Raw genomic sequence first — 14,780 nt, 5'->3', positions numbered from 1 at the left:
CTTTTTATTTACCTTAGCCTTGCACCGCATTTCTGACAGATTGTTGCTGTTGTTGGGTTCGGTGTGCCGCAGTACGGGCATGGTGCCATGCCTGGTGCTGCTGGCGGCGGTGGCGGAGGTGCTCCGTAGGCGGGCGGTGGCGGAGGTGGGGGTTGCTGGTATGCGGGTGGTGGCGGCGGAGGTGCTGCTGGCATCTGTGGTTGCTCTGGCTTCCTGACCACAATGTAAATTATCAGACCGATAAGTCCGAGAAGCACTACAATTATCAGCCAGAGTATTCCACTCATGCCTCTCTTCTCTGCGTCCTTGTAAACCCAGATCGCAATGAGGATCCAGATTACCAGCCAGATAATCGGTAGGAAACATAGAGCTCCTGTCATGCATCCAAGATACTCGTATTGTGCGCTCGCATTCATGCTCAGTCCTAGTATCGCTGTAATCCCTGCCAGTCCTGCGATCAAGGCACTTTTCTTTCCGAACATGGTAAACCTCTGTTGCTAGGGATAGCGTTCGGGTATTTAAGATTATGCTACAGTATTGTGAATTTGTATTCCAGGGTAGCACGCGGATTCATAGATGTTGCCGACTTTTTTGAAATACAGTTAATTTAATTTAGGTGGAAGGGATAGAGAGAAAGGATGGAAACACCCTTTGTGGGAAGGGAAAAAGAAATTGCAGTTCTGAAAGAGGTATTTCAGCAAACAATAAAGACGAAAAAAGGGTGCGTGGTCCTAATTTCGGGAGATACTGGTATAGGCAAAACAAGGTTGATTCGGGAATCTTCAAAACTCGCTGAGGGTATGGGTTATGCCATCTTACACAGTCAGTGTCTAGATGAAAAGGCACTTCCTTTTTTGCCAATAATAGAAGCATTTGAAGGATATTTTACGAAAACTACACATGTACCAAAATATTCGCCATTGGGCTTAATTCCCGGCGAAGAGGAGTATTTTGAGCTTACGGACCTTGCGAGAGAAAAAATTAGGATGATGGAGGTAATTAGAGCTAGATTAGGAGAAATTACCGAGATGCAGCCAGTATTGTTCATCCTCGACGATATCCACTGGGCAGATAGCAGCAGCTTAAGCTTATTCATATATCTTGCTAGAAATGTAAATAATCTAAGTATTGTGCTAATGTGTGCATATCCAGATGAGCATTTAAAAACAACTCCAAATTCGTATTTTGAAGAGATACTGTCGCAGATTTTAGCTGCGGAGGGGGTTACTCTCCTCCATCTCAGCCCACTTGTGGAAGAATGCACATCAAAAATTCTTAGTTCAATTTTAGGCACATGGAAAATACCTTTGGAGCTTGTTCAATTTGTTCATGAAAAAACTGGTGGGAATCCCCTTTTTATTGAAGAACTCGGTAGAGCAATAAAGGAACGACAGCTTTTTGATGTTAACACACGGACCTTAACAACCCGGTTAGAAAAGATAGGGTTGCCCACCTCCATGAAGGCAATAATTGAGTTTAGGATAAAATTGCTTAATGAGGAAGAAAGGAAGGTTTTAGGAGCTGCAGCGGTAATTGGCAGAATCTTTGAATATCTGACGTTAAAAGAAGTTCTGAGCATGGAAGAAGGGAAATTGCACCAACTCCTTGAAAAACTTGTGCGTCTGGGTTTTTTCGAAAGAATTCCTGGAAGCCAGGAAACATTTAGATTTTTGCATACTCCTGTTCGTGATATAGTTTACTCAGGACTGACAACTTCAAGAAAGCGCGTTCTTCATAGGCGAGCTGGCGAAATCCTAGAAAAGAGGTACGGAGAGAATGTGAAACTACATGGAGAAATTGGAACACATTATAAAATTGCTGGTGAGATTGAGAAAAGCGTGAAATACCTTATGAGTGTAGCAGAATACTCCCTGAAAAATTTTGCATCTAAGGAATGCCTTATTTACTGCAACCAAATCCTCGAAGTTCTAGAGAGGAATAATGATGACAAGGTAAAACGAAGTGCCCTTAGAAAGGTATATAGAATGCAGGGTGATTGTCATATCCTACTTGGGGAATTAAAAGATGCGATTTTGTACTACGAAGAGGCTTTGAAATACACAGAAAGATGTGAAGAGAGAGCTGAGCTTTACATAAAAATTGGTGAACCGTGCCATGCAATTGGCCATTGCGAGAAGGCACTCAGACTCCTGGAAGATGCAAAGAAGATGATGGAAAGTGTGGGTTCTATAGAGGGCTTGGCATCTGCATTGATGAGTTTGGGGAGGGTTTACCATGAGATGGGCGATTTGGAGATGGCAAAGAATAGGTTCAGGGAGTGCTTAGAGATTTGCCAGAAATTGAGGAATGAGAAGATACTTGGTGATTGCTTTTACAAGATGGGGCGGCTGTACATTGATCTCGGTGAGTTAGACAGTGGTGAAGCATACCTTTACAGGTCGCTTGCAATTAGGGAAAAGTATAATCACAAGAATGGAATTGCTGATGCCTACAATGCCCTAGCGATAATTTCCCATGATATGGGAGAGATAGAGAGAACTCTCCAGTATTATGAGGCTTCTAGAAAAATTTACGAAGAGCTTGGGGACCTCGTGGGCATTACCAGGATTAACAATAATCTTGCAGTTCTTCATGTGCAAAGGGGAGAGATCCAGAAGGCGCTGGCACTCTATCAAAAAAACATAGAAATTTCCCAGAGAACTGGTGACCTTTCTATTATGATGTATGCCTACCGTAACATTGGTTGGGCATACAGTTTTGAGAAGGAATTTAAAAAGGCAATTGAATTTTATGAGAAGGCCTTAGAAATTGCTAGTAAAATTGGAGACAAAAACAATATATCGCAGATTTTGAATAGAATAGCGGAGGCCTATACAAATCTTGAGATACTGGATAAAGCATATTGGTATGCAGAGGAAAGTTTAAAAGTGGCTGAATCTATAGAAAGCAAGGTCAATATCGGGGAAGCAATGTGGTGTTTAGCTGAGGTGCATCTTGCTTCTAGGAACTATGGAGAGGCCGAGAAACTGTTGCTGAAGGTAATAGAGATCTATCGCTCACTACGAAATCCCAGTTATGTGAAAGATGTGGAATTCACTCTTGGGAGGTTGTATGCAGCAATGGGTAGGGCTGAAGAGGCAAAAAAATACTTTAGCAGCACCCTGGAATTTTACAGAAAGATGGGTGCAGTTGGGGTTGTAAAAATTATAGAAGAGGAACTTCAGAAGTTAGATGGGAATGAGGGAGGTAAGAAGAAAAACTGTGATACTGTAGGGACCTGAAGGTGGTTGGAGTAGATCAGAATAGGACTCTTTTTCACACACGGACAAATACATGATTCAGTACACTTCCTTGGCGAATATGACAACCTCCCACACATCACACATAAAAAAAGAATTATATACATCATGCTCCTTGCCCAATTATGAGGAAAAAAACATCGAATCCGCAGAAAAAGAAGGAGACAAAAAAGAATGTTGAAAAGGAAGATGAGGGCGAATTTGAAGCTTTCAGAGAACTGGCAGAGATGGCTGAGGAATTTGGCACAGATATTGACACCATAGGGCAACATTTTGAGAAATTTACAAGATGTGGCATTCTCCAACCGGAAGAAATGGAGACAGACCTTTTTTCTTCAGACTTCAAAAATGCAGTCTACGAGAAAATGAGTGAGGTGGATGGTGGAGAAATTGAAGTGGTCTCTGATGACATTGTGAGTGCAGATGAGATTCGTCTGATGGAAGCAGTTGGTTATGTTACCCTTGAAAAGCTAGTGGACCATGGTTTTCTGGATTTAACTGACGAGGAAAATCTAGAGCAAGAGTTTGAGAAGCTAATGAAGTCAATGCTTTTCCTACTTTATGTGTCTGGTGAGTTTGAGGCAATGCTTGAAAAATGTGTCACAAAGACCAAAGAAAAAGCAGTTAAACAGAAAAAGAAGCCAGAAACAAAAAAATCTGCCAATGGAAAGAAAAAGCAGTAATTCAGAACTGTGAGAGAATGTTTCTTCTAGTAGCGTCAGAACCAGATAGAGCAAGTATGACTATTCGCGATGCAGTCCTTTCCCTTGTTGACTGGGAAGTTCTAGGCGAGCAATTTGACGGTAATCCCGTTTGGAAGCATAAACACCTTTTCTTGGTCACGATGAAAAACCTACACATATATGCAGAGCAGTTTGACATTGCAGTCAGAAATTCTGGACTTGAGTTTGAGAAAATCATTGTTCTTTCAAGGCATAAGAGTGAGACAGGAATTCCTACATTGACAGTACATCCTATCGGGAATTTCTCAAAGGCAGAGTTTGGAGGTCGGGACTTTGATTTTGCTCCTGCAGCACCAGAACTTATGGGCAATGCTCTGCGAAAGCTGTTTTTGCTCGGGGCTGGAATGGACTACAAAATTTCGCTCGAGGTAACACACCATGGTCCATTTGTGGAAACTCCAATAATGTTCATAGAAATAGGGAGTAATGAGGAGAGATGGAGAGACCAGAAAGCTGCAGAGGTTATCGCAAGAACTGTTCTTGCACTGGAAGAGACAAAGTATCCCGTGATTGTGGGATTCGGTGGCGGACATTACGCACCGAGATTTACAGAAATGGTTCACGGAAAAAAGCTCAACTTCGCCCATATGGTGCCAGAATACGCAATACCTACACTTACAACAGAGACACTTGAGAGGGTGCTGTCAAAGCCGAAACCAGATTATGTTTACATTCATGAAAAAGGGTTGAAAAAGGAGAACCTACGAAAAGTTGAAGAATTACTTCGCTCATTTTCTATTCCTTGTTGTTCCAGCAACGACTTTGAACCCATTTAAACTGAGATGGAGGTTGCACAGCATTTTAATACCTCCATCCTATCTTTACTTGGATGCCAAGTCAACTCACACCAAAGCTTTCTTTTCGTAGGGACCTCGGGCTCCTAGAAGCAACAATGATAGGTGTGGGAGCGATGACAGGAGCAAGCATTTTTATTCTAGCAGGGACAGCAATAGAGTTGGCGGGCCCTGCTGCAATTATTGTGATTTTCCTTAATGCCCTTGTTACCTTGCTTACTGCCCTGGGCTATGCAGAAATGGGTGCGAGTTATCCCGAAGCAGGAGGGGGCTACCTTTGGATTAAAAAGAGCTTACCCAAGCCCTTTGATTTTGTTAGTGGCTGGATATCATGGTTTGGCCATACAATCGCTTGCGCATTTTACACAGTGGTCTTTGCAATGGGAATTGACTGGCTCATCACTATTTATGGCGTGGGAATTGATTTTCCGTTTTTCAAACAATTGCTCATCCTCGTTGTGCTAACTGTGTTCACCACAATCAACATTCTGGGCTCAAAAACCACTGGTAGAACAGAAACTATAATCACCCTTTCCCAGATTTCGATAATCATTTTCTTTGTCGTTGCGGGTGTTTTTGCTCTCTTTCGCAATCCCGACGCATGGAGCCATTTCACGCCATTTCTTCCTGATGTAAACGGCATCTTTGTTGCCATGGGCGTCCTCTTCATTGCCTTTGAAGGTTATGAAATAATTGCCCAGTCCGCAGAGGAAGTAAAGAACCCTGAGAAAAACATTCCCAGAGCCATTTTACTTTCGGTAGGAATTGTAATGCTCCTTTATGTTGGGCTCCTTTTTGCACTTCTAGCAATAAGTCCTGTTAATGAAATTGCTGCAATGGGTGAGTTTGCTGTAATTGGTGGGTTCTCGCAAGTACTTCCTAAATACGGTGCTGGCATAATGATTATAGGGTTGTTAATTGGAACAACTGCCACTTTGAATGCCACAATCTATTCCTCAGCAAGGGTTTCGTTCGCAATGGGAAGGGATGGTACATTCCCAAAGCTCTTCGGAAAAGTGCATCCCAAATTACGAACTCCTTACATCTCTACATTGATTTCCGCGTGCCTGATAGGATTCATTGCAATTGTCCTTCCAATTAGGGATATTGTGGCTGCAGCGGACATTATGTTCTTGTTGCTATTCATCCTTACAAATATTTCCTGGATTTTGCTAAGATACGGGGAGCCAAATGTGAAAAAGCCCTTCAGGGTGCCTTTTTTCCCGCTTATTCCAATCCTTGCGATAATATCTATGTTCATCATAGCGGTAATGATATACTCCTTTAGCCAGGTAGCTTGGTATCTCGCAATTATTTGGATTGAGATCGGAGCAATAGTGCATTATTTTGGGGGCGGGCAGAAGAGGGTAGAGGAGAGGGAGGAACGGAGTGTGCTAGGAGAGATGATTAGGATAGACAGGAAAAAATACAGTGTCGTTGTCTGTGTGCCCCCAGAAAACAGGGTGGAGCCGATGGTTCACATGGCCTCCAAAATTGCAAGGAACAACAAGGGAGATGTTCTTCTCTACTCAGTAATTGAGGTTCCAAGGCAAGTTTCAATCAAAAGCATCGGTTACAGAGACGCAGAGGACACCGTAAAGAAGCTTGAAAAGCTAAGGACAATTACTAGAAAGTATGATATCTCATCAGATTACTTTATAGGTGTCTCCCACTCTTTTGTAGATGCCATTGCTGATTTTGCGGAAGAGGTTGAAGCAAACCTTGTGATGCTTGGGTGGAGAGGCAGATTTAAGAAGGGCTTTATTTTAGGAACGCATCTACCAGCGCTCCTAAAGAAAATAAAGACAGATACAATAATCTACAAGCCGCCACGTGGCAAAGTACCAAACAAAGTGACGCTTGTGAATAAACTCGGTTCAGATTTGAGCATTGCCATCAAGATTGCACACTTAGTTGCTAAAGAATACAGTGCAGAAGTGGAAATCTTGAATGTGGTGCCTGAACGAAAACGAATAGATGTAGCAATGGAGATGTTTGCAAGTATAGAGGGTAGTTTCAAACGTGCGTCAATCCCCGTGCGAAGTTCTTATCTGGTGCTCAGTGAAGTCAAGCACAAACTCCAGAGTATAAACACAGGTTTCTTGATAATGAATTCTGATGACATCTGGGATGTAGTTGAATATCTGCTCGGAACAAAAGTTTATTCAATTGAGAAAGCAAAGTTTGGTGTTTTCTTCGTGCACAAGTACAAGGAGGAAGAAAAACTGAGTGGTGAGCAAATTGCAATGATGCACCACTAAGAAAAGTTTGCGAAGTAAAATATAGACCCATCCCTTTTTTGGAGTGATGGAAGTAATATTCCTAGGCACTGGAGGCACTGTGCCAACACCAGAGCGAAATACTGTCTCGGTCGCAGTGAGACGAGGAAACGAAGTTGTGCTCTTTGATTGTTGTGAAGGTTGCCAGAAACAGATAATGAAAAGCACAGTTAGTTTCATGAAGATAAAGAAGATATTTATAACGCACTTTCATGGTGACCATTTTCTTGGATTGCCAGGCCTGTTACAGACTATGGGATTGCTTGGAAGGACTGAGCCACTTGAGATTTATGGGCCGTCTGGGACTGAAGAAACAATTAAGCGCATGCTTGAAACTGGCTACTATGGTCTTGAGTTTGAGGTCAGAACAAAAGAGTTGAGGCCGGGTGAAATTGTAGCAAGTGAGAATTTCAGTGTTAGGGCCATAAAACTAGACCATCAGGTACCAACAAACGGCTACATTTTCATTGAAAAGGAACGCCCAGGCAAATTCTACCCAGAAAAAGCGGAAAAACTTAGGATTCCAAAAAGGTTCTATGGAAAACTGCAGCACGGGGAGAGAATAAAGATAGGTGGAAGAGAGATAGTTCCTGAGATGGTAATGGGACCGCCCAGACTGGGCATTTCTGTGGCTTATTGTACAGATACCACCCCGGATTGGGATTTTGAAATGGTAAGAGATTGCTCATTGCTGATTCACGATGCTACAGGTACTGCAGACCTCGAGGAGAAACTCAACACATTTGGGCATAGCACTGCAAGACAGGCGGCAGAAATTGCAATGAAGTGCAATGCGAGGATGTTGGCATTAATCCATTACAGCCAGAGGTACAAGGATGTGGGACTGTTGGTTGAAGAGGCAAAGGCGATTTTTCAAAATACTCTTGCTCCTCAGGACTTGGAGACACTTGAATTGAAATATGAAGATTAAGTGTTTAGTAAAATTGGAAAAACTTGTTTGAAAATTGTTCTAAGTATCATAACAGCTCTGGCCTCTCTTCTCCTATATAAAACTAATTCGTGAAATCACATTTTACATTTATGAGACGGGGTGCACATATGTCCATGGGAGGTATGCAAAATGAATGGACCAGGTGCACCACCGCCTTGGATACCGGGATACTGATGGAGTATTTAAATATTCCCTATGAAAATTTTTTCTCCTTTCTCCCCATTTTTATTTTTTTTACCAAGAAAGCCAAACAGTAGTTTTGCCTCAGCTGGCATTCTATCGCCGAATTTCCATTCAAGCACCTTAATGCACCATTGGGTCATTCTCACAGCAAAGTTATGGTCAACAGGGTTTTTCAACAAATCAGCAAGTTGTTTAATTGACGCTACCGCTTCCTTCTCTCCATCTACAAAACATAACCTTTGGGCCTCGAGGGTGAACTCCATGTGCCAGTCGTTGATCTCAGTTCTCAACTCTACAGCCTTCAAAAAATACTCCTTTGCTGCTGGATAATCCCCAAGCCCTATCAAACTCCCAGACAGTCCCAGGTATGCTGCAGCCATCAACCTTTTCTCTCCAGCATTTACTGCATGTTTCAATGCCTCTTTGTATTCCTCAACATCCTTACCGTTCTCACCAACAATTCTATAGGCACCTGCTATCGCCAGCTGAAGGAGGGCACGTTCGATGCTTCCATCTGTTAGCAGCATGAGTGTTTTAGCTCTTTCTAAGTATTCCATTGCTTCACCTATTCTCCCTGCAAATAAGCTCACACGGGTTAAACCAACCCAGGCATAGGTCTCTACTACAGGCAGATGTAGCGTCTTGCAAATCTCAATTGTAGTATTGTAATGCTCCATAGCATCAGCAAGGTTGTTCTGATGCTCTGCATGGAGTCCTTCTATGTAATGATATTCAGCAAGTAATTCCTGGTTCTCATGCATTTTGCACATTGTCCTCGCTTTTTCAATAAACTTCCTTGTTTTCTGGATGGTGGCATTCTCACGAACAAGCAGAGCAGCAAGTTTTAAGCAGGCAGCAGGATTATGTTCACTCAATCGTTCATAGATGGGTTCCGCTTTTCGCCACAGTCCCATCGCCTCAAGTACTTCTCCATAGAACAGCAAAATGGGCTGGGAAATGATGTTTCTTTCTCTCAATTTTGCCAGCAGTCCTTCTATGGTTTCTTCGATGGCTGCCAGATTTTGTGAGTTCAAGAGCAAGTATCTGTTTCTAACAATGAAATCCTCAATTTCTTTTAAGTTAGAGGATGAGACCATATGGTAGAGCGCAAGTGGCAGTTTTTCCCTGCGGCCCGTGCGTTCATAGTATTTTCCGATTCTGATGTGGAACTCTGCTTTTTTCTGTTCTGGCATTTTACTTTTGATTACAGACGCCACAAATTCGTTGACCGCGTACCTTCCTGCAATATCCTTCTTCAACAGAAAAATCTCGTGAAGATTGTCTATCAAATCATAGTCAATTTCCGACTCTTTTCCGATGACAGTGAATACAGCTTCTGGCTCAAATGGGACGTTGAAGAGCGACCCCGCTTCTAGCACAGTTTTTCCAACCTCTCCCAACTTCCCAATTATCTGTTCGACAAGGTAATCACGTGTCAACTCTGGCCTAGATATATCACCAGGCGTGGCGATTTCGAGGAGCGCAGGTAATCCATGTGTCAATTCATAGAGCTTCTTTGCATCTTCTTGTGAAAACCCCTTATTCACCAGCATTTTCGCAGCATCTGGATATTTAAGAGGCTCAAGTTCAATCAGAACCACTTTGCCTTGACCAATTGTAAGTGGGTTCACCGCAACTCTTTTGCTGGAAGCAATCATCAATTTCATTCCATCATCAAGTGAAATGAGAGCATCCGCAAGTTGCAGCAAAAACGCCTTCAATGGTGCCTCCGCCTCCTCAAAATTGTCCACTGCAACAACAATTTTCAGTTTTTTAGCGTTCTCTATTACCTCCGCTTTCAACTTTTCAAGGTCCCATACATCAGGTAGGCGCGCGGCTATTCTTTTATCATTTAGGAATTTGTAGAACTGCTGGAAAAACATTTGAAGGGTTGCGGAATAATGTCTTTTTACCTCAAAAATAAAACACCGTTTCTGGTAGCCCGCAATTGCACGTCTTAAAATGCTGGTTTTTCCCGTGCCCTCTATTCCATTGATAATGCAGATTCTTGCTGCATCGTTTTCAAACTGAGATAAGATATTCAGTTCTTTCTCACGTCCATAAAGTGGTAGGTTGAAGTATTTTGGCATGGTAAGGGCCACACTCGCATGGAATCTCGCCCTCTCTAGATGGATTTTATCATCTCTTGCGGAGACCAAGATGTCAAGAATCTTTAGTCCTGTTTTCTCAGCAAGCTCTGGGATTGTTGCAGTACCTTCCTCGTTTTGATCAATGTAGAAAAAACGGGTTTTTCCGATTATTGTTTCAAAATCCTTGCCTGCAATTGCACCCTTTTCAGTCACTCTATAGACATATTTTTTTAGTTTTTCACCTGGCACATGCAGTTTTCGTCGTTCCACAAGTCCTGCATCTAGCAACTCCTTAAGTGATGTACTGACATGGTTGAGGTTGAGACCTAGATTTCTTGCGATTGCTTCTGGTGTAGTGTCTCTCAAAGATACAATGCCCTCTGTATACTCAAATTTACCAAACTTCAGAAGATAGTAGAGAACCACCATTCTACGGTTGATCAGAAGCTTATGCATCTAAAACCTAGATTGAAGTAAAGGTATATAAAATTTCAACCTGTGCATTAGCCATAGATTTTTAGGATAATTTCAAACCGTGAAATCACGATTTAAATATATATACTAAGAAAACCTATTTTCAAATTGGTGATAGGAAATGAGCATTATGTTAATCATTGAAAAAAAACCAAAAGAGGGATTCAGAAAAATCGCTGAACAAGGAAGTGGGCTCTGTATCTCCCGTTTCCATCCAGTTTATCTCAGGGAAAGATACAATATGGATAATGTTGAATTACACTGGCTCTCCGAGTTAGAGGGAGAAAACACGATTAGGCCAGATGAACTAGAAAAAGTTCTAAACATAGTGTCTAGATTTGCAAAGCGACATAACGATGCAAAGGTGCTATTTGATGGCATAGAGTACCTACTCCTTTACAATGGATGCCAGAACATTTCTGAGTTTCTAAAGAAACTCGAGCAATTAAGTTCGAACATGCACTTCACAGTCATGATCCATCTAGACCCAGATGTTTTGGGTGCAAGTGTGGAACTCTATGAGATTTTTGCGCCCTATTTCACTCCTCAACAAGAGGAAGCACTTCGCCAAACCTTTCAAGTAGAGCCAAATCCCGTGGTTCAAACAGTGGTAGACAGATGAGGAAAATTAGAATCGCTTGCTTTCCAGAAATGGCATCAAATAAGCGCTCTGCAAACCTCAGGACCTCCTTTTTTTCATTGTAGAGGAAGAGATAGTCAAGACAATCAAAGAGCACAAAGAAGTTCCTAGGGTTTGTTTCATATACTATCCTAACCAAGTAATCTAAACTTTTTGGGGAAAAAATATTGGGTTTTTTCACAGTCGTGCTAAAGAAATAAAGGGTTGAATTTTCGGGGTATTTTGTTTTTGCTACTTCCTCTTTCTCTCGGGTAAAAATCACAGGGACAAAACCCTTCTCCGCAAGTTTATTGGCCAGGAAAAAATGGATTGTTCCATCTATTCTTTCAGTATGAAGAAAATATTTTATGCCAAGGTAAAAATCGACAACATCATCGTTAATCTTCACCTGGATTTTTTTTTCTTCTGAAATTTTGTCACCCATGGAAAAATCACCACATTCTTTCAGCATGTAACCTATATAACACAGACAGCACTTAAAACTTTTTATATCTGCTCCCGTAAATTATTTATCAGCAATTTCTTTATTCCTTTCATGGCAGCAACACATTTAGAATTGATAAGGAAGGGCAAGGTAAAGGAGGTATATGCGATTGATGAGGACTGCCTGTTATTCGTCTTTACCGACCAAATTTCAGTTTTTGACAAGATTATTCCTACAATGATTCCCCAGAAAGGAGAGACACTTTGCAGAACAAGTGTGCACTGGTTTAGAGAGGCAGAGAAACACGGCATCAAGAGCCACTTTATAGAACTGCGGAGTAATAGAGAGTTTTTAGGCAGACGGCTTAGGATTCTCTCCAAAGTAAAACCGGGAGAAAAGAACTATCTTATCCCTCTTGAGTTCATTGTAAGATATTACGTTGCTGGCTCTCTGCTCGATAGAATTAAGAAAGGAGAAATCAAGCTGGAGACAATTGGCGTTACAAAGAAGAACATTGAATATGGCACCAAACTCCCAGAACCTTTCTTTGAGATGACGACAAAGTTTGAAGCGCACGATAGGCCTGTAGACATGCATGAAGCAATGGAAATCTCAGGACTCGGGAAAAAGGAACTAGAGGAAATAAAGGAGAAAATTCTCAAAATTGATGAAATTATTGCAAAGAATGCCAGAGCAGGCGGGCTCATCCATGTGGATGGAAAAAAAGAGTTTGGTGTGGATAGTGAGGGTGAAATAATTGTCGTAGACACTTTCGGCACTGCCGACGAGGACAGATTCTGGGATGCAAAGGAGTATGAAAACGGAAAATTTGTGGAGTTGAGTAAGGAATTCGTGCGACAGTACTATCGAAAAATTGGCTACTACGATGAGTTGATGAAGGCAAGAGAGTTGCATCAGAAAGAACCCGAGATTCCCGGCTTACCAGCTGATGTTGTGCAGCAGGTGCGAAACCTTTATATCCAGATGTTTGAAAAGCTTACCGGAGAAAAGTTCTGATTTCTATGGAAAGTCATACAGTGCTCGGTGTGAGAATAGACAATGTGACCATGGAACATATGTTTAGGGAAATAAAGCAGGCAATTGAAGAAAATAGAAAATTGATAATCACACCGGTGAACATAAGAGTTGTGATGGAAGCACAGAAGGACAGGGAACTTTTTGAAATGCTCAAGCAATCAGACATAAACACACCAGATAGCAAACAGATTTGTTATCTTGTAAAGCTGCGAAAATTTGAATTTGTGGAAAGAGTTACTGGTGCAGACCTTTTTGCTAATTTTCCTGCATTTGCAGCAGAGCATGGGATCAAAATTGGCATCTTTGGTGGTTTTGGAAGTGCGGAGAAAGCAAAAACCCGAATTCAGAAAGAGACAGGAGCAAAAGTCGTTTTCACATACTCTCCAATGCCAGAGGAAGTTGCCAACACATCAGAAAAAATTATAGAGCAAATTAATTCTGCCTCACCCAATGTGCTCTTTGTGGCTCTTGGATGCCCGAAACAGGAACTCTGGATTTGGAAAAATTACAGGAAACTTTCGGTAAATGTTCTTGTTTCAATTGGTGCAGGGCTTGATTTTTATGCAGGAATGCAGAAAAGAGCACCAGTGTGGATGCAGAAAACGGGTATAGAATGGATGGGCCGCCTCTTTGGAAATCCCGGCAAGATGGCTCAAAGATATTTGGCAGAGCTCAAATTTTACTATGAATTTTTGAGGGAGACGGTGAGAGAGAAGAGGTAGGGTTTTCGCGGAACCTCTCGAGCACAATCTCATAATTTCTTTCTGAAAATTCCCGTTCCACAATCTCCCTGTTTCTCCTTCCGAGCACCAATCTTTTCTCCGCTGGCATCTCCATAACTTTCCGAATTGCAAGGGCAAGGGCATCAGCGTCATTTTCTGGGACAATAATTTCATCAAGCACATTTGGAATGTCCGCATGGTCAGTTGCTATCACTGGCTTCTCAAATGCCATTGCTTCAGTCATTGCCACAGGTAGCCCCTCCTTATCTCCAGAAGGGTCTGTGATTGAGGGCTGGCAGTAAAGGTCGCAGTTCTGGTAGAGCGGGAGAAGATTTTCCACACTCAAGCTACCGAAAAAAACCACATTTTTTGCAATCCCGAGTTTTTCCGCAAGCTGTTCTAGTTTTCTACGCTCAACGCCATCTCCAACAATCCAGAGCACAATGTCAGCCCTCTCATTTATCTTTGAGACAGCCCTTATAAGCACATGAATCCCTTTGCGGTAAACGAGCCGAGCTACAACAAGAATTTTGAATTTGTTTCCTGCTGATGCTATGGCTGCATTCACTTTTTGCAGAGGTGCGGTGTACTTTCTTGCATTTGAATATTTTTCCAGATCAACTACAGTTCTTGCAAGAACGATCTTTTCTGGTGGAACTTCAAACTCATTCTGGAGCATCTTAGCAAACAGCAAATTGGTTGCCACCACGAAATCAATCTCTTTGTAAATCTGCTTTATCAACGCCCTGTTCTTTGGGATATAAACATCGTAGCCATAGACCGAACAGGAGAGTTTTCTACCGAGAATCTGTTTGCAGTAATAACCAATGACCAGCTTGTGGTCTGCAAAGAAAGCATGAATTCTTTCGCAATCGTGCATTTTCTCTGCAAATTCCCAGGCAATCATGAACTCAAAGAGTGTTCTGGTTCGCAGAGCCGTGGGCAAGAGGGAAATGTAGCGAGCAGGATTTTTCAGAAATGCTGGAAGTTGAGCAAGGAGCGTTTTAAGAGGGTGCATGTAGTGCTGCGTCCAATCTGGCGGAGGCATGTATGTTCCCTTTCGTTTCATCACAAAGAAAACCCTGCCGTTCACCCCATGATCCAGATAATAGTTGATTTCGTTCAGGAGGAATAGAGGGATGCCTCTGTCCAGTGATGTGATAAAAGCAATCTTCATTCAG

The 14,780-nt window shown here is 42.1% G+C and carries 12 protein-coding genes; 8 read left to right on the top strand and 4 right to left on the bottom strand.

Features of this window, described 5'->3' with window-relative positions; genetic code table 11:
• Positions 1-8: 8 nt before the first annotated feature.
• Positions 9-482 (bottom strand): zinc ribbon domain-containing protein, encoded by a 474-nt coding sequence (locus QXD64_06440; protein MEM3396954.1) that lies wholly within the window; start codon positions 480-482, stop codon positions 9-11.
• Between the two features lie 156 nt (positions 483-638).
• On the opposite strand from QXD64_06440, the gene QXD64_06435 reads away from it, so the two are divergent.
• The 5 genes from QXD64_06435 (at position 639) to QXD64_06415 (ending at position 8,007) form a co-directional block, all read left to right on the top strand.
• A complete protein-coding gene (locus QXD64_06435) occupies positions 639-3,242 on the top strand; it encodes a tetratricopeptide repeat protein (protein MEM3396953.1) in 2,604 nt (867 codons plus the stop codon).
• Positions 3,243-3,385: 143 nt separating this feature from the next.
• Positions 3,386-3,943, top strand: a complete 558-nt coding sequence (locus tag QXD64_06430) for a hypothetical protein (protein MEM3396952.1) — start codon at positions 3,386-3,388, stop codon at positions 3,941-3,943.
• Between the two features lie 17 nt (positions 3,944-3,960).
• Positions 3,961-4,779 carry a D-aminoacyl-tRNA deacylase gene (locus QXD64_06425; GenBank protein ID MEM3396951.1) on the top strand — a complete coding sequence of 273 codons (819 nt, stop codon included), beginning with the start codon at positions 3,961-3,963 and terminating at the stop codon, positions 4,777-4,779.
• Positions 4,780-4,832: 53 nt separating this feature from the next.
• Positions 4,833-7,058 (top strand): amino acid permease, encoded by a 2,226-nt coding sequence (locus tag QXD64_06420; protein MEM3396950.1) that lies wholly within the window; start codon positions 4,833-4,835, stop codon positions 7,056-7,058.
• Between the two features lie 46 nt (positions 7,059-7,104).
• Positions 7,105-8,007 carry a ribonuclease Z gene (locus tag QXD64_06415; GenBank protein ID MEM3396949.1) on the top strand — a complete coding sequence of 301 codons (903 nt, stop codon included), beginning with the start codon at positions 7,105-7,107 and terminating at the stop codon, positions 8,005-8,007.
• A gap of 203 nt (positions 8,008-8,210) precedes the next feature.
• Here QXD64_06415 and QXD64_06410 read toward each other — a convergent pair whose 3' ends face one another.
• Positions 8,211-10,757 (bottom strand): hypothetical protein, encoded by a 2,547-nt coding sequence (locus QXD64_06410; protein ID MEM3396948.1) that lies wholly within the window; start codon positions 10,755-10,757, stop codon positions 8,211-8,213.
• A 139-nt stretch (positions 10,758-10,896) separates the two neighbouring features.
• Between QXD64_06410 and QXD64_06405 the strand changes: the two genes are divergently transcribed.
• Positions 10,897-11,397, top strand: coding sequence for a DUF835 domain-containing protein (locus QXD64_06405; GenBank protein ID MEM3396947.1), 501 nt, complete (start codon positions 10,897-10,899; stop codon positions 11,395-11,397).
• Here QXD64_06405 and QXD64_06400 read toward each other — a convergent pair.
• On the bottom strand, positions 11,315-11,839 hold the full coding sequence (locus QXD64_06400) for a DUF835 domain-containing protein (GenBank protein ID MEM3396946.1): 525 nt from the start codon (positions 11,837-11,839) through the stop codon (positions 11,315-11,317). The genes QXD64_06405 and QXD64_06400 overlap by 83 nt on opposite strands.
• Positions 11,840-11,950: 111 nt before the next feature.
• Between QXD64_06400 and purC the strand changes: the two genes are divergently transcribed.
• Positions 11,951-12,856, top strand: a complete 906-nt coding sequence (purC, locus tag QXD64_06395; GenBank protein ID MEM3396945.1) for a phosphoribosylaminoimidazolesuccinocarboxamide synthase — start codon at positions 11,951-11,953, stop codon at positions 12,854-12,856.
• Between the two features lie 5 nt (positions 12,857-12,861).
• On the top strand, positions 12,862-13,599 hold the full coding sequence (locus QXD64_06390; protein ID MEM3396944.1) for a WecB/TagA/CpsF family glycosyltransferase: 738 nt from the start codon (positions 12,862-12,864) through the stop codon (positions 13,597-13,599).
• Here QXD64_06390 and QXD64_06385 read toward each other — a convergent pair.
• Complete coding sequence (locus QXD64_06385; GenBank protein ID MEM3396943.1) at positions 13,550-14,776, bottom strand: glycosyltransferase family 4 protein; 1,227 nt, start codon at positions 14,774-14,776, stop codon at positions 13,550-13,552. The genes QXD64_06390 and QXD64_06385 overlap by 50 nt on opposite strands.
• Positions 14,777-14,780: the final 4 nt, after the last annotated feature.

The organism is Thermoplasmata archaeon, from assembly GCA_038874435.1.
Taxonomy (GTDB): domain Archaea; phylum Thermoplasmatota; class Thermoplasmata; order Lutacidiplasmatales; family SKW197; genus SKW197.
The sequence above is the reverse complement of the archived record's forward strand: the minus strand, read 5'-3'. Positions and strand labels throughout refer to the sequence as shown.